The 14,996-nt window shown below is 58.8% G+C and carries 16 protein-coding genes; 12 read left to right on the top strand and 4 right to left on the bottom strand.

Annotated elements, in window-relative coordinates; all coding sequences use genetic code 11:
- Positions 1–16 precede the first annotated feature (16 nt).
- The 3 genes from RBI05_RS03985 to RBI05_RS03975 are packed head-to-tail and all read left to right on the top strand — an operon-like array spanning position 17 to position 2,333.
- On the top strand, positions 17–766 hold the full coding sequence (locus RBI05_RS03985) for a metal ABC transporter ATP-binding protein (RefSeq protein ID WP_150456796.1): 750 nt from the start codon (positions 17–19) through the stop codon (positions 764–766).
- Between the two features lie 28 nt (positions 767–794).
- Entirely contained in the window at positions 795–1,595 is an 801-nt protein-coding gene (locus tag RBI05_RS03980; RefSeq protein WP_310550299.1) for a metal ABC transporter permease, read from the top strand.
- Between the two features lie 24 nt (positions 1,596–1,619).
- Complete coding sequence (locus RBI05_RS03975) at positions 1,620–2,333, top strand: cytochrome c biogenesis CcdA family protein (protein WP_310550195.1); 714 nt, start codon at positions 1,620–1,622, stop codon at positions 2,331–2,333.
- 21 nt (positions 2,334–2,354) lie between these two features.
- Here the strand turns inward: RBI05_RS03975 and splB are convergent, their stop codons facing one another.
- Positions 2,355–3,425 (bottom strand): spore photoproduct lyase, encoded by a 1,071-nt coding sequence (gene splB / locus RBI05_RS03970; protein WP_408638303.1) that lies wholly within the window; start codon positions 3,423–3,425, stop codon positions 2,355–2,357.
- 194 nt (positions 3,426–3,619) lie between these two features.
- Between splB and mntR the strand changes: the two genes are divergently transcribed.
- From mntR to RBI05_RS03945, 5 genes are all read left to right on the top strand, one after another.
- Complete coding sequence (mntR, locus tag RBI05_RS03965; RefSeq protein ID WP_310550194.1) at positions 3,620–4,045, top strand: transcriptional regulator MntR; 426 nt, start codon at positions 3,620–3,622, stop codon at positions 4,043–4,045.
- A 76-nt stretch (positions 4,046–4,121) separates the two neighbouring features.
- Complete coding sequence (locus tag RBI05_RS03960) at positions 4,122–4,586, top strand: MarR family transcriptional regulator (protein WP_310550193.1); 465 nt, start codon at positions 4,122–4,124, stop codon at positions 4,584–4,586.
- Between the two features lie 110 nt (positions 4,587–4,696).
- Positions 4,697–5,899, top strand: coding sequence for an MFS transporter (locus RBI05_RS03955; protein WP_310550192.1), 1,203 nt, complete (start codon positions 4,697–4,699; stop codon positions 5,897–5,899).
- A gap of 90 nt (positions 5,900–5,989) precedes the next feature.
- Complete coding sequence (locus RBI05_RS03950) at positions 5,990–7,648, top strand: family 10 glycosylhydrolase (protein ID WP_310550191.1); 1,659 nt, start codon at positions 5,990–5,992, stop codon at positions 7,646–7,648.
- A gap of 86 nt (positions 7,649–7,734) precedes the next feature.
- Entirely contained in the window at positions 7,735–8,655 is a 921-nt protein-coding gene (locus RBI05_RS03945) for a patatin-like phospholipase family protein (protein ID WP_310550190.1), read from the top strand.
- A 73-nt stretch (positions 8,656–8,728) separates the two neighbouring features.
- On the opposite strand, the gene RBI05_RS03940 is transcribed toward RBI05_RS03945, so the two are convergent.
- On the bottom strand, positions 8,729–9,061 hold the full coding sequence (locus RBI05_RS03940; RefSeq protein WP_150456787.1) for an SA1362 family protein: 333 nt from the start codon (positions 9,059–9,061) through the stop codon (positions 8,729–8,731).
- 7 nt (positions 9,062–9,068) lie between these two features.
- A complete protein-coding gene (locus tag RBI05_RS03935; protein WP_408638302.1) occupies positions 9,069–10,043 on the bottom strand; it encodes a DUF1385 domain-containing protein in 975 nt (324 codons plus the stop codon).
- 216 nt (positions 10,044–10,259) lie between these two features.
- Between RBI05_RS03935 and RBI05_RS03930 the strand changes: the two genes are divergently transcribed.
- The 4 genes from RBI05_RS03930 (at position 10,260) to RBI05_RS03915 (ending at position 13,909) form a co-directional block, all read left to right on the top strand.
- Positions 10,260–10,748: a YqhR family membrane protein gene (locus tag RBI05_RS03930; RefSeq protein ID WP_150456785.1), complete on the top strand. Its 489-nt coding sequence runs from the start codon at positions 10,260–10,262 to the stop codon at positions 10,746–10,748.
- Positions 10,749–10,822: 74 nt separating this feature from the next.
- On the top strand, positions 10,823–11,896 hold the full coding sequence (locus RBI05_RS03925) for a M24 family metallopeptidase (protein ID WP_310550189.1): 1,074 nt from the start codon (positions 10,823–10,825) through the stop codon (positions 11,894–11,896).
- Positions 11,897–11,923: 27 nt separating this feature from the next.
- Positions 11,924–12,481 (top strand): elongation factor P, encoded by a 558-nt coding sequence (efp, locus tag RBI05_RS03920; protein WP_150456783.1) that lies wholly within the window; start codon positions 11,924–11,926, stop codon positions 12,479–12,481.
- Positions 12,482–12,655: 174 nt separating this feature from the next.
- Positions 12,656–13,909 (top strand): aspartate kinase, encoded by a 1,254-nt coding sequence (locus tag RBI05_RS03915; protein WP_150456782.1) that lies wholly within the window; start codon positions 12,656–12,658, stop codon positions 13,907–13,909.
- Positions 13,910–13,995: 86 nt separating this feature from the next.
- Here RBI05_RS03915 and RBI05_RS03910 read toward each other — a convergent pair whose 3' ends face one another.
- A complete protein-coding gene (locus RBI05_RS03910; protein ID WP_150456781.1) occupies positions 13,996–14,862 on the bottom strand; it encodes a YitT family protein in 867 nt (288 codons plus the stop codon).
- Between the last annotated feature and the right edge of the window lie 134 nt (positions 14,863–14,996).

Here is a 14,996-nt window from a genome sequence, read left to right as displayed (position 1 = left end):
GAAAGGAGGCGGGCAAATGCTCCCGACATCTGCGGATTGTCATCAGCATATTATTGAAATGGACAATCTGTCCTTCAACTACGGAGGACGAGACGTTATCCGCGATCTGAATTATCAGGTGCGGGAACGCGATTTTGTCGGTGTGATCGGAGCGAACGGGGCAGGGAAGACGACGCTGCTGCGGATGATTGTCGGTCTGCTGACGCCGACCGCCGGCGAGATCCGGCTGTTCGGCCAGCCGGTCCGCCGGTTCAAGGACTGGGAACGGATCGGGTATGTTCCGCAGAAGAATGCGCTGAATCCGCTCTTTCCGGCAACGGTCCGCGAAGTGGTCCAGTCCGGTCTGTACAACAACAAGAGTCTGCTTCGCCGCGTCGGGCGGGCCGAGCAGCGCAAATGCGAGGATGCGATGGAAGTGATGCGCATTACGTCCATTGCGAATTCACGGGTCGGCGAGCTCTCCGGCGGACAGCAGCAGCGGGTCTTCCTGGCCCGGGCGCTGATCAACCATCCGGATCTGCTCATTCTCGATGAGCCGACCGTCGGCATCGACGCAGAGACGCAGAAAGGCTTCTTCGAGCTGATCACGCATATGCACGCCCATCATCATATGACTTTGCTGATGGTATCCCATGACCTGGATATGATCCATGATTACCTCGGTCCGGAGCCGGTTCAGAAATGCGGCGGCGTTCATTTTTATTCCCGCCATTCGCACGAAGCCCAGGATTGCGCCGAGGATAATCTGCGGCATACGCTGATCTAGGCCTAACGGGAGGAGATTATTTAAGTTGCTGGATATCCTAACAAGCGATTTTTTCCGGCGGGCGCTCGCGGGCGGCCTGCTGATCGGGATTACGGCGCCGTTGATCGGCGTCTTCCTTGTGCTGCGGCGGCTGTCGATGATCGGAGACACGCTGGCGCACGTTACCATTGCCGGGGTGGCGCTCGGATTTTTGACCGGCTTCTATCCGCTGGGAGCCGGGCTGGTGTTCGCGGTGGCGGCTTCGTTCGCCATCGAGAAGCTGCGCAAGGCGTACAAGAGCTACGCCGAGCTGTCGATTGCGATTATAATGTCGGGCGGCGTTGCGCTCGCCTCGCTCTTTTTTACATTGGGAAAAGGCTATAATGCAGATGTCATGGGGTATTTGTTCGGCAGCATTTATACGCTGAATTCGGCGGACTTGATCGTGGTCGGCATCGTCACGGTTCTGGTGGTTGCCGTCATTATTCTCTTCTTCAAGGAATTCTTCCTGCTGAGCTTCGAGGAGGATGCAGCCAGCGTCAGCGGCCTTCCGGTTCGTATGCTGAATCTGCTGCTGACCGTCATGACCGCCCTTGTCATCAGCACCGCGATCAAAATCGTCGGTTCGCTGCTCGTGTCGGCGCTGCTCACCATTCCGGTCGCCACCAGTCTGCTGCTGGCGCGCAGCTTCAAGAAGACCGTCGTCCTGGCGGTCGTGGTGGCGGAGATCGCCGTCATCGGCGGTCTGGTCGTGGCCGGCGTCTGGAACCTTGCGCCCGGGGCTACGATTGTGCTGCTGCTGATCGCGCTGCTCATCGTGACTCTGATCGGCAAAAAAGGGGTAAGCTAGACCTAACCGACTGGAGGTCTGCCTGTGAGCGAAGTGAATCTGGGGCTGGCCGTGGCGGCCGGCGCGGCTTCCTTCGTCTCGCCCTGCTGCCTGCCGCTGTACCCTTCCTATTTCTCCTATATCACCGGTCTGTCGGTCCGCGAACTCCGCACGGAACACCGGACCGCGAGGGTCCGGTTGAGAATACTGCTGCATACAGGGGCTTTTGCGCTGGGTCTGTCGGCGGTCTTCTATGCCCTTGGTCTCGGGGCCAGTCTGTTCGGCCGGCTGTGGGGAGACCAGCGCGAGCTGATCCGCCAGCTCTCGGCGATCCTGATGATCGTGATGGGGCTGGTGCTGCTCGGACTGATTCGCCCCCGGGCATTGATGAAGGAACGCAAGCTGGCCATAGCCAGGCGGCCGGCGGGTTATGCGGGTTCCTTCCTGCTGGGCGTCGGCTTCTCCGCCGGCTGGTCGCCGTGCGTCGGTCCGATTCTGTCCGGCATTCTGGCCCTGTCCGTGCAGGAGCCGGCCTCCTGGGCGGCGCTGATGACCGGCTATTGCCTCGGATTCGCCTTGCCTTTTCTGCTGTTGTCGTTCTTCATCGGCGGCGCCCGGCGGCTGCTGAAGTATTCGGTCCCGCTGATGCGAACCGGAGGAGGGCTGATGGTTGCCATCGGCGCTCTGCTGCTGACGGACCGGCTGTTCCGCATAACGGTCTGGCTGCAGAGCATGACTCCGGGATGGCTGAAATTCTGAAGCCCGGCTGCTAAGCGGACGTCAGGTGAAGTAGTCGATGCCCGCCTCGGGAAAATGTTCAAAAATCCGCTCTGTGAGGAACTCTCGCAGGGCGTTTTGCTGCTCGTCGGGATAGACGTACTTGTTCTGCCCCCAGCGTCCCCATTTTTTTTTGCGTTTCTCGATGTCCATCTCGAGTTTGGTCTTCGGATATCGTTTCTCGATCACGGATTTGGCCGTCTTGGTGAACCGGTGCTGGATCAGTTCGAAGGTCAGTCCCTTGCCGGTCGTTCCGGGCGGCATCGCGAGTGCCAGACGGGACAGCAGCTCGCCGTAGCCTTCTTCCCAGCCGTCGTGCCAAATAATCGGGGCGATAATGAACCCGAGCGGATAACCGGCGCGGGCGACTTTGCCTGCGGCTTCGAGCCGTTCCTCGAACCGCGAGGTGGCGGGCTCGAAATTGCGGATGACATAATCGGCATTGATGCTGAACCGGATGCGGGTATGGCCGTTGTGCTTGAGGCCGAGCAGCGAATCGACATGCGGGAATTTCGTGACAAAACGCAGCCGGCCGAGCGGCTCGTCCGCCATAAAGGTGATCAGCTCCGCCAGGGACCCGGTAATATGCTCCAGCCCGACCGGGTCCGAGGTGCAGGCTGCCTCGAAGGTGGTGATCTTCGGTGCGCCCTGCTCGATGTAGCGCTTCGCGGCTGCTATGACGTCGTCCGTGTTGACGTAGACGCGGATATAAGGCTTCGCCCCAAGCGTTGTCTGCAGGTAGCAGTAATGACAGTGGCCCATACAGCCCGTGGCGATCGGGATGGCATAATCGGCGGACGGTTTGGACTGGTCGAATTCCAGCGTTTTGCGGAGGCCGACCACCAGGGTCCGTTTGGCGATTTTGTACTGCTCGCTCTCGGTCTCCCCCGGCAGATTGGTAATCCGGTTATGCGAGGTGGTCATCCGGTAAGGGATGCCCTGCTCACGGACCCAGTTCAGAATTCGCTCGCCTTTGGGGTACTGGAGCGCATCCGGCTCGAAGTACACCAGCTCCGGAACAAAAGGCGCGGTGGGCCGGGGCTTGCGAGCCGGAGGCCGGCTTGGCGTAAGAATGGACAAGGGGATCAGCTCCTTCGCGAGAAGATGGCTATAGTGTCCCGCAGCCTTCCGGCAAGCAGTCATGGCAATGCCCGCCAGAGGCTGCAGGACAGGCGCCGACTTGCCAAGGGCCGTCAGAAACATGTATCATGAATAGAGTCAAGCCGCGCCGGGGCGCTGCGGCAACTATGAGAAAAGAGGTTAAGGGCATGCCAACACCCAGCATGGAGGATTATTTGGAGCGCATCTACAAGCTCATCGACGAGAAGGGCTATGCGCGGGTTTCGGATATCGCCGAGGGGCTGGAGGTGCATCCCTCTTCCGTCACCAAGATGATCCAAAAACTGGATAAGGACGAGTATTTGATCTATGAGAAATACCGCGGGCTTATTCTGACGAGCAAAGGCAAGAAAGTAGGGAAGCGTCTGGTGGACCGCCACCAGCTTCTTGAAGAATTCCTGACCATGATCGGCGTGCATGAGGAGAATATTTACCGGGATGTGGAGGGGATCGAGCATCACTTAAGTTGGGATTCCATCACCCGGATCGAGACGCTGGTGGAGTATTTCCGCCAGGACGAAGCGAGGGTGCAAGCGCTTCGGAATCTTCACGGAGAGATCGGCAGCGAGAACTGAGCGGGCCTGCCCGCTTAAACGGATAACGATCGACAGCGGCGGCCGAAGGGCCGCCTTTTTGACAGGGGGAAAGGCAGTGGACAAGAAAGAACAGGTGATGACGGGCTTCCGGGATTTGTTCAACAAGATGGTGTGGCTGAACAAGACGAAGATGGAAATCCAGTTGGAGGGACACAAGCCTTCCGAGGTTCACTGCATCGAGTTCATTGGAAGACAGGCCGACTCCAACGTGACCCGGCTGGCGGAATCTCTCTATATGACCAGCGGCGCAATAAGCAAGATTACGAAGAAGCTTCTGCAGAAGGGGCTGATCGAAAGCTACCGCAAGCCCGACAACAAGAAGGAGATCTACTTCAGGCTGACCCGGCAGGGAGAGGAAGTCTACCGGATACACGAGGAGCTTCACCGCGAGTTCCGGGAGCGGGATCAGGCGGTATTTGAAGAGGTGACGGAAGAACAGTTCGACGGCATGCTGCGGTTCATCGAGAAGTACAGCAGCCACTTGGATGCGGAGATCAAGAAGCAGGGACAGCCCACTTGAATGAGAGGGCTGTTTTTTTATGATGAAATTATTGTTGCCGAGGAAGCAAAATGATGATAGGATTATATTGCTTCCAAGGAAACAATATTGTCAAACAAAGGGGAATAAATATGTCCAAGGCTTGGTTGTTCGGTCTCGTCTCTGTGTTCTTGTGCGGGATGGGCTTCAGCATCGTAATGCCTGTCGTTCCGTTCCTGGTAGAGCCTTATGTCACCCGTCCGGGGGACCAGGCCATCGCGGTGACGCTGCTGACCTCCGTCTATGCGCTCTGCGTATTTATGGCCGCTCCCGGACTCGGAGCGCTGAGCGACCGGTATGGCCGCCGTCCCGTTCTGCTCCTCTGTCTGACCGGCTCCGCAATCGGCTATCTGATGATCGGCATCGGGGGAGCGCTGTGGGTCCTGTTCGCCGGACGGATCATTGAAGGATTGGCCGGCGGGAGCATCAGCATGCTCTTCGCCTATTTTGCCGATATCACGCCCGGCGAGCAGCGCACCCGAACGTTCGGGTGGGTGAGTGCGGCTGCGGGCGCAGGCTCTGCCATCGGTCCGGTTGCCGGCGGCCTGATCGCCGGTCTCGGTTATCCGGCGCCGATGTTCGCGGGGGCAGCACTTACCCTGGTGAATGTAACCGTCGGTTTCTTCTTCATGCCGGAGAGCCTGGACCGGACGAACCGGCGCCCGCGTCTGGCGATTTCTCAGCTGAATCCGCTGAACCGGCTTGGCAAAGTCCTGTCCGTAAGACCCCTCAATCTGCTGCTGCTCTCTGCCTTCCTCGTCTGGGTGCCGAGCGGATCTCTGCAGGCCATCTTCCCGCAATTTACCCTCGATACGTTTCACTGGCCGCCTGCCCGAATCGGACTGATTCTCTCGATTATCGGAATACAGGATATTCTCTCCCAGAGCCTTGTGATGCCGAAGCTGCTGAAGAAGCTCGGCGATGCGCCGATTGCGGTGCTGGGCATGGGGGCCGAAATCGCCGGATACGCCTTCATTGCCGCGTCCGCCTGGTTCTCCTCGTACGGGCTGGTTATCCTCGGGATCTTCGTCTACGGCTTCGGCGATTCGATCTACGGACCTTCCTGCAACGGCATGATCTCCAAAACCGCCGGTCCCGGAGAACAGGGAAGCGTGCTCGGCGGCAGCCAGTCGATACAAGCTTTGGCCCGGATTGCCGGGCCGCTCGCCGGCGGGCAGCTGTATGCGGCGCTGGGCCATGCGACTCCCGCCCTCATGGGTGTGGTCCTGATTGCAGCGGCTGCTGCCGTTCTGTATCGGGGGGCACTTGTTCCCATGCGGCGGAACGGCATCTGATCCATGCTGCCCAAGTTGGCCTCGTATCGCAACCTTTTGGCCTCCGGGACGTCCAAACATGTAGTTTATACCAAATGGAGGGACTGTATCTTGCGTATACGAAAATGGTTGCTGCCGCTTCTGCTGCTGGCGCTGGTGCTGCCGGCGCTGTCTGCCGGAGGGGCGCGGGCGGCTTCGGCCGTTATCGGTCTTGAACTGGACGGAAGCCGGCTGGAGAGCGATGTTCCGCCTTATCTGACTTCGTCCAACGTCACGATGGTGCCGCTGGCTGTCATCAGCCGCGGGCTGGGAGCCGGGGTCCAGTGGAATCAGCAGACCAAGACGGTGTCAATCTCGAAGAACGGCACGGCGATGAGTCTGACAAGCGGCCAAAAGACCGCTCTCGTGGATGGAGACCGGATTGCCCTCGACACCTCGGTGGTGATCCGGCAGGGCCGGATCATGGTGCCGATTCGCTTCGTCTCCGAGCAGCTGGGCATGCAGGTGGTGTGGGACAAGGCGGCGCGGACCGTCCGGCTCTACTCCGGCGCCGAGACGGCGCAGCCGTCTGCACCGACCGTTCCGGTGCCGAACGCGCCAAGCGCGCCGGTCATCCCCTCGCCTTCCCGTCCGACGACGGGAAGCGCCGGAGGGGCAGCAGACGGGCTGAGAGGCGTCTGGATATCGACCGTCTTCAATCTGGACTGGCCGTCCGCAGGGGCGGCCGGCAATCCGGACCGGCAGAAGCAGGAATTCACCGCCATGCTGGACAAGCTGAAGGCCGTCGGCTTCAACGCCGTCTTCGTTCAGCTTCGCCCGTCTGGCGACGCGCTGTATCCGTCCACCATCGTGCCGTGGTCCAAAGCGCTGAGCGGCAAGCAGGGCGTTGAGCCCGGGTATGATCCTCTGGCCTTCATGGTGGCGGCGGCGCATGAACGGGGCATGCAGTTCCATGCCTGGTTCAACCCGTTCCGGGCGACGACCGACACGAAGGCGGCTACGCTGTCGGCCCTGTCCAGTCTTCATGTCGTGAATGCCCATCCCGAATGGATCGTGAAGGCCAACGACAAGATGTATATCAATCCGGGCATCCCGGCTGCCCGCCAGCATATTATCGATACTATCCTGGAGACGGTGCGGGGCTATGACATCGACGGCGTCCATCTCGACGACTATTTCTATCCGTCGGGCGCCGCCTTCGCGGACGACGCGGCCTTCGCCGCCTACAATCCGGACGGAATCGCGCTCAAAGCCGATTGGCGGCGGGATAATATCAACCGCTTCGTCCGGGACCTCGGCCGGCAGATCCATGAACTGAAGCCGGCCGTCGCTTACGGCATCAGTCCCTTCGGAGTCTGGCGCAATGCCAAGACCGACAGCACCGGCTCGGATACAACGGCCGGCGTGACGGCCTACGACAGCATGTACGCCGATGTCCGGACCTGGATCAGACAGGGATGGATCGACTATGTGGCTCCGCAGGTGTACTGGAGTCTGACCAACAGTGCGGTCCGGTACGACAAGCTGGTCGATTGGTGGACCCAAGAAGTGGCCGGAACCGGGGTCAAACTGTATATCGGGATGGCTGCCTACAAGGTAGGGGCCGACTCGGACAAAGCCTGGCTGAACCCGGATGAACTGATCCGCCAGCTGCAGTACAACGCCTCCAAGGAAGGGGTAGCCGGAAGCATTCTGTTCCGGGCCGGGGATTTGGTCACCCGCAATCCGTACGGCATCTCCGATCTGCTAAAAGCCTACTTTCAGTCCTGATCGGCGGCAATAAATCAAGCATAAAGCCCGCCTCCCGCGTCATAGATAAGCAGTAGTGTCTATGGAACGGGAGGTTGGGCTTATTTATGAGGATCAATGGGGTGTTCGAGGGGGGCGGGGTCAAGGGGATTGCCCTGGCGGGAGCGGTGCAGGCCTGCGAAGAGGCCGGCTGCGTCTTTCACCGCGTCGCGGGAACCTCTTCCGGTTCCATTGTGGCTTCGCTGCTCGCTGCGGGGTACACGGGAGAGGAGATGGGAACGATTATCCGGCAGACGTCGTTTCGCTCCTTCCTGCGCCGGGCCCCGATCTTCAATACCGCTCTATTAGGCCCGGCGCTCCGGGTCATGCTGAAGAAAGGATTGTATTCAGGCGAAGCTCTGGAGGCTTGGATTCGAGGCATTCTCCGGAAAAAAGGGGTGGTGACGTTCCGTGATCTTCCGAAGGACCGACTGCGAATTATTGCTTCGGATATCAGCGACGGCCGCCTGGTGGTTCTCCCGGACGGGCTGCGGCCGTACGGCATCGATCCCGATGCCTTCGAGGTAGCCAAAGCTGTGCGGATCAGCTGCAGCATTCCGTATTTCTTTGATCCGGTCGTCCTTCGGCGCAGCGGCGATGCCGCCCAGGGGCGATCTTTTTCCGATCAGCTCGTCTATATGGTGGACGGCGGTCTCCTCAGCAATTTCCCAATCTGGCTGTTCGAGGGGGTGGAGGAGGACGGTGGCAGCATTCCGCCGGTCGGCTTCCAGATGGTCGGTCGTCCCGAACCGGCCGCACACCGGATTCGGGGCCCGTTCAGCATGCTTCAGGCGATGGTCGGAACGATGCTGTCCGCCCACGACGAGCGCTATATCGAACAGGAGAAGCGGATGCACACCGTCAAGGTGCCGACCCTGGGCATCCGCACGGTCCAATTCGAGCTGACTTCCGAAGAGAGCAGCGCCCTGTATGCTGCCGGGTACGAGGCCGGGGCGGCATTCTTCCGGGAATGGCGTTATCCGTGCTGACCTCAAAAAAAACCCTCCCGGGCAGCGGGAGGGGATCGGTGCGCCTGGCGGAATTCATCGGCCGCGGCGTCTTTTAATGGTATTTGGGAAGCTGCTCGTCGTTCTTGCCCTTGCTGCCCTCAATCACCTGGAACGGATAGCTCTTCCGCTTCGTCGGAGCGGATGTCTTGCGGATGCCGGCCATCTTGGCCATCGTCTTCTGAGAAGGCTTGACCTTGATCTTGGACGAACGTCCTCCGGCATACCGCCGGGGCGGATATTTATAGAGCAGGAACAGCACCGCCGTCAGAACGGCGGGGATAAGCAGCGCGCGCAGCAAATCGTACGGATTGTTCACGAGTCCAGCGATCAGACCGATTGCCGCCAGCGTTATGGTGGTCCAAAAAACCGCAGCATGCTTTTTCATCGGAGACTCATCCTTTCACGGGGTCCAAAATGCCTCCAGTTACGGTTTCGTTCTTGATTAATCCCTGCTCGTAAGCCGCATCCAGCTCTCTCATCCGGTTGAACGAGGCAATCGAGACCTCGACCTGATCGTCTTTGGGCTCTTTCGTGGTCAGAAGCTGCAGCCACAGTCCCGGGTAACCCAGATAGCGCAGCACCGGGACATCGCGCAGAGCGTTGGTTCCCTTCAGCACTTCAAAAGACACCCCGATCACGACCGGGAGAAGCACGAGGCGCTGAATGATCCGATCCCAAAGGTTATCCCAGGGAACGAACGAATAGATAACGACGCCCAGCACAATCGTCAGCATCATGAAGCTGCTTCCGCAGCGGTAATGCAGCCGGCTATGCTTCTGCACGTTCTCCACGGTCAGCTCATCGCCGGCTTCAAAGGCGCTGATGACCTTGTGCTCCGCTCCGTGGTACTGGAAGAGGCGCTTGACGACCGGAGTCTGGGAGATGATCCACAGGTAGACCAGCAGCAGGATCAGCTTGATGGCGCCTTCGACCAGATTATGAAGAATATAACCGTCGAAAGCGTCTTTGAACAGAAAGTTCTCTACGAATACCGGAACGAGTGTAAAAATAAGCTTGCCCATTACAAAGGAAAGTATGCCCATTACCGCCACGCCCAGCATCATGCCGATGCTGAAGCCTTCTTCCTTCTCCTTGGCTTCCTTCTTCTTCGCTTCGTTCGCCTTCTCGAGCTCGCGTTGCGCCCTCTCTTCGGGGGTTACTTCGTCCTCGGCATAGGCTTCGGCCGAATAGTTGAGGTGCTTGGAGCCCTTGGCGCTGGAATCTATAATACTGACAATGCCGCGAAGCAGCGGAATCCGGCGCAGCTTGGTCACCCAGCGCTGGTCGCTTCTTGGCACCTCCAAGAACGTAATTTCCTGGCTCTTCCGACGCACAGCCGTCACATTAACGTGCTTGCCGCCGAACATAACGCCTTCAATGACGGCTTGACCGCCGTAACTCGGAGTTTCTTGGGACAACCGGTTCACCTTCCCGCAGATTAATGAATGCTTACAGGAACCATTGTATCTAATTTTTGTGCCTTTTTCTAGTTGGATCGGGGGCTTCCTGCACATACTGTATTTATCCGGTCTTTCCGGTTCTCCGGAGAGACGATACTTATGATGCGAAAGCGGGGTTCCATAATGTCCAGTAGGAGCCAGAGACGGGAGAAGACCGGCATTGCGGCATTCTCTCTGGAAGTGGGTTTTTTTGCAGGCTTCATTTGGGGCGGGGTGCACTGGTTGATGGCGGCGCTGAAGTTCACTCGCGTGGTGCCGGGATACTTGGGAGAACCGTTCCTGCGGCATGACTTTCTGAAGACAACCGCGGGCCAGCTCGCCGGGTATCTGTTATTCATTCTCTTCTCGGTCGCCGCCACCTTTCTGTATGTGCTTGTGTTCCGCAAGCTGAAAGGGCCTTGGCCGGGGATGTGCTACGGAATTCTGTGGTGGGCGATTCTCTTTCTCGCAGGTTCCCGGATCTTTCTTCTGCAGCCGCCGATGCGCCTGCCCTGGAACTCGGTCATCTGCGAATTCTGCCTCTATCTGCTGTGGGGATTGTTCATCGGATACACGGCTGCGATTGAGTTCACCGATGAGCGCAAGCGGGAGACCCGGACGAGCATCGCATGACCGACAAAAAACTTCTCAAGGACATAGCCCTATGTTAAAATACAATGTGGCTATTTGCGAGAGGAGAATTGTAGATGGGCAACAATCGTGTCTCCAAGCTTCGCCAGGCCCTTCAGGACCGCGGGCTGGAAGCAATGCTGATTACAAGCGGCGTGAACCGCCGCTATTTGACCGGGTTCACCGGCTCGTCGGGCTATGTGCTGATTACGCCTGACAACAGCTATTTTCTGACCGACTTCCGCTATATGACCCAGGCGGCGGATCAGACGGACGGCTTCAAAATCGTGGAGCACGCTCCCCGGTTCATCGACACGGTTCGTTCCCTGCTGCCCGGCGGCGGATCCGCCTTGCTCGGCTTCGAGCAGGACGACGTGACCTATGCGGCTTACGCCGCTTATGCCGAGGCGCTGGAAGGAGCGGCGAAGCTGGTTCCTTCGTCCAAGCTGGTCGAAGATCTGCGCATGATCAAGGACGATTCGGAACTGGAGATTATGCAGCGGGCGGCGGACCTGGCCGACGACACCTTCCGTCATATCCTGGGGATTGTGAAGCCGGGCATGACCGAGCGCGATGTGGACCTGGAAATGGAATTCTACATGCGCAGCCGCGGAGCGACTTCGTCCTCGTTCGATACGATTGTCGCCTCCGGCGTCCGTTCGGCGATGCCGCACGGCGTAGCCAGCGGCAAGGTGATCGAATCCGGCGATCTGGTCACCTTCGATTTCGGCGCGCTCCTGGACGGCTACTGCTCCGATCTGACCCGGACGGTGGCGGTGGGCGAAGCGGCTCCGAAGCTCAAGGAGATTTACGATATTGTGCTGGAGGCCCAGCTTCACGCGCTGGAGCAGATCAAGCCGGGCATGACCGGGCGCGAATGCGACGCGCTGACGCGCGATATCATCACGCGGTACGGCTACGGCGAGTATTTCGGCCACAGTACGGGACACGGACTGGGCATGGAAGTGCATGAATGGCCGCGCCTGTCCAAGATGAGCGACGATATTTTGCAGCCGGGTATGGTGGTAACCGTAGAACCGGGTATTTATTTACCAGGGATCGGCGGCGTCCGTATCGAGGACGATGTGGTGGTCACCGATACCGGCGTGCGAAGATTGACCCGCTCTTCCAAAGAATACACCGTGCTGTAGACCACTTATTTCAGGAGGGATTTATTCGTGATTTCAGTTAACGATTTCAAAACAGGCCTGACCGTCGAGGTCGACGGCGATATCTTCACCGTACTGGATTTCCAGCACGTCAAACCGGGCAAGGGCGCGGCGTTCGTCCGCTCCAAGCTGAAGAACCTGCGCAACGGCAACACCGTAGAGCGCACATTCCGTGCGGGCGAAACGATCGGCCGCGCCATCATCGAGAACCGCGGCGTGCAGTATCTGTATGCCAGCGGCCAGGAACATGTCTTCATGGATAACCAGACCTACGATCAGTTCACGCTGGATGCCCAGCAGCTGGAGTGGGAGCTGAACTTCCTGAAGGAGAACATGACTGTGAATATCGTCAGCTACCAGGGCGAAATTCTGGGCATCAACCTGCCGACAAGCGTTGAGCTGAAGGTCGTGGAGACCGAGCCGGGCGTGAAGGGCAATACCGCCCAGGGCGCTACCAAGAACGCCAAGCTGGAGACCGGCCACAGCGTTCAGGTTCCGCTCTTCATCAACGAAGGCGACGTGCTGCTGATCGACACCCGCGAAGGCAAATACGTCTCGCGCGCGTAGTTCTGCTGCGTATACGGATGGCGAACCGCCCGGAGCATACAGCTCCGGGCGGTTTTTTGTGTGGAGAATATTCGGAAAAGGTTAACGCATTCGGTCACTTTCGTATTATACTGGTTTAAAGCGGGAAACCGCATGGCCACCGCTGTACAGAATGAAGTTGGGAGTGAGAGAGGCTTGTCACTTTATGTCATGAAATTCGGGGGGAGCTCCGTCGGGGACACCGAACGGATGCTGCGCGTCGCACGGCGCATCGCGGCGAAACAGGATGAGGGCCACCGGTGCGTGGTCGTGGTTTCGGCGATGGGCGATACGACGGACGATCTGATCGACCAGGCGAAGCTGCTTCATTCGCAGCCGCCCGCGCGCGAGATGGACATGCTGATGACGACCGGGGAGCAGATTTCGGTCGCTCTCTTGTCGATTGCGCTGCACGGTCTGGGACGCTCCGCCGTCTCCTATACGGGCTGGCAGGCCGGGTTCCGCACGGACGGCACCCACGGCAAGGCCCGGATCCAAGAAATTGAACCCCGCCGCGTGCTGGAAGCGCTGGAAAAGGACCGGATCGTAATTGTGGCCGGATTCCAGGGCATGACGGAGGAAGGCGAGATTACGACGCTCGGACGCGGCGGCTCCGATACGACGGCGGTTGCGCTGGCGGCGGCCATCCGGGCGGATGTGTGCGAGATCTATACCGATGTGAACGGCGTGTATTCCACCGATCCCCGGATCGTGAAGACCGCCCGCAAGTTGAATGAAATTTCCTATGATGAAATGCTGGAGCTGGCCAATCTGGGGGCCGCCGTGCTGCATCCGCGCGCGGTGGAATATGCCAAGCGCTATCAGGTCAAGCTGGTCGTGCGGTCAAGCTTCAATGAAACGGAAGGCACAGTGGTGAAGGAGGAAGCAAGCATGGAACAGGGTGTGGCCGTGAGCGGCATCGCCTACGACAAGAACGTGGCCCGGATCAGCATTCTCGGAGCAGCCGATACGCCGGGGGTACTGGCCAAGGTATTCGGGAAGCTGGCCGAAGAGGGAATCAACGTCGATATTATTGTACAGAGCGGGGTACAGGACGGCGAAGCCGATTTCTCCTTCACCGTAGCGCTGGATGAGATGCAGCGTTCCATGGATGTAATCCGCGAGATCCGCGCGGAGCTGCCGTACCGGGAAGTTACTTCCGAAGACCATTTGGTGAAAATCTCCATCGTCGGCGCCGGCATGGTCAGTCATCCGGGCGTCGCCGCCGAAATGTTCGATGTCATCTCCAGACTCGGCATCAGCATCAAGATGGTCAGCACCTCCGAAATCAAAGTATCCTGCGTCGTGGAAGCGGGCCGTCTGAACGAGATTATTCAGGCGCTGCATACCGCCTACGGTCTTGATACCAGCGAGAAGGCCTTTGTGGGCGGACCGCAGGACCGGCGCTAAGCGGTCATTCATAGAGAAAAGGCCGACTCGAGAGAGTCGGCCTTTTCTCTATGTGTGCCCTTTTTCCCAACAGCCCCGGACTTGATTCAGGCCAGCCTCCGGAATCTCCCCATAATCTCGACCGTCTCCAGCACGTTCACAAAGGCCGACGAGTCGATCTCCCGGATCGCCTTACGAAGCTCCGCAAGCTCATAGCGCGTTGTAACGGTCATCAGCATCGTATTTCCCTCATGACTGTATCCGCCCTCGGCATTGACGACGGTGACGCCGTGCGGCAGCCGGTTCAGCCGCTCCAGCATTTCCTCTCTGTGCTTCGTCACGATGAAGCAGGTGAGCTTCACATGACGGATATAAATCATGTTCACTACCCGCGTCTTGACGAAGGTGCACAGCATGGCGTACAGGGCAGAATCCCAGCTCTTCATAAAGCCGAGCGTCAGAATCACCAGTCCGTCCATCACGAACAGTACGGTGCCCATGGGCACGTCGTGCTTGCGGGTAATGATCGAGCCCAGAATGTCGAAGCCTCCGGTGGAGCCGCCCGCGCGCAGACTGAGGCCGATGCCCCCGGCCATGATTACGCCGCCGAAGATGCTGGCCAGGATCGGGTCCTGGGTCAGCTTCACGAGCGGGATGACGTTCAGGAACCAGGTCGTCGAGGCGACGGACAGCATGCTGAAGAAAATGTACTTCTTGCCGACCGCGACCAGTCCCCACAGCAGAATCGGCAAATTGATTCCGAAATAGAAGAGCGAAATGTACTTTGGATTGGTGAGATACCCGATGACGGAAGCGGTGCCTGCTACTCCTCCGCTCAGGAGCTGATGCGGGATCAGGAACAGCCGCAGCCCCGCCGCGACCAGAAAAGCCGAGAAGACGACGACGCACATTTCCATGGCGGTTCTGGCTGCGGCATTGGCCGCTACCCGGCTTTCCAGCTGACGCATATTCATCTGATTTTAACCCTTTCCTTCTTTTGACTTGAATCCGGCGCGATAAGGCCAAAATTATTTTATCATACCGATGATATTTTTTTATATAGTCCTGGACTATGATTTCTTTCACACTAGTATGTCCCGAATTCCGC

The organism is Paenibacillus glufosinatiresistens (genome assembly GCF_031470375.1).
Classification (GTDB): domain Bacteria; phylum Bacillota; class Bacilli; order Paenibacillales; family Paenibacillaceae; genus Paenibacillus_AQ; species Paenibacillus_AQ glufosinatiresistens.
This window is presented reverse-complemented; position numbering and strand designations above follow the sequence as displayed.

What these genes read in the sequence shown, in the direction of transcription:
- RBI05_RS03925 (WP_310550189.1), top strand. Translation starts at nt 10,823, where the DNA reads ATGGGCAACAATCGTGTCTCCAAGCTTCGCCAGGCCCTTCAGGACCGC.
- RBI05_RS03930 (WP_150456785.1), top strand. Translation starts at nt 10,260, where the DNA reads ATGTCCAGTAGGAGCCAGAGACGGGAGAAGACCGGCATTGCGGCATTC.
- RBI05_RS03940 (WP_150456787.1), bottom strand. Translation starts at nt 9,061, where the DNA reads ATGAAAAAGCATGCTGCGGTTTTTTGGACCACCATAACGCTGGCGGCA.
- RBI05_RS03955 (WP_310550192.1), top strand. Translation starts at nt 4,697, where the DNA reads ATGTCCAAGGCTTGGTTGTTCGGTCTCGTCTCTGTGTTCTTGTGCGGG.
- RBI05_RS03935 (WP_408638302.1), bottom strand. Translation starts at nt 10,043, where the DNA reads ATGTTCGGCGGCAAGCACGTTAATGTGACGGCTGTGCGTCGGAAGAGC.
- RBI05_RS03985 (WP_150456796.1), top strand. Translation starts at nt 17, where the DNA reads ATGCTCCCGACATCTGCGGATTGTCATCAGCATATTATTGAAATGGAC.
- mntR (WP_310550194.1), top strand. Translation starts at nt 3,620, where the DNA reads ATGCCAACACCCAGCATGGAGGATTATTTGGAGCGCATCTACAAGCTC.
- RBI05_RS03910 (WP_150456781.1), bottom strand. Translation starts at nt 14,862, where the DNA reads ATGAATATGCGTCAGCTGGAAAGCCGGGTAGCGGCCAATGCCGCAGCC.
- RBI05_RS03945 (WP_310550190.1), top strand. Translation starts at nt 7,735, where the DNA reads ATGAGGATCAATGGGGTGTTCGAGGGGGGCGGGGTCAAGGGGATTGCC.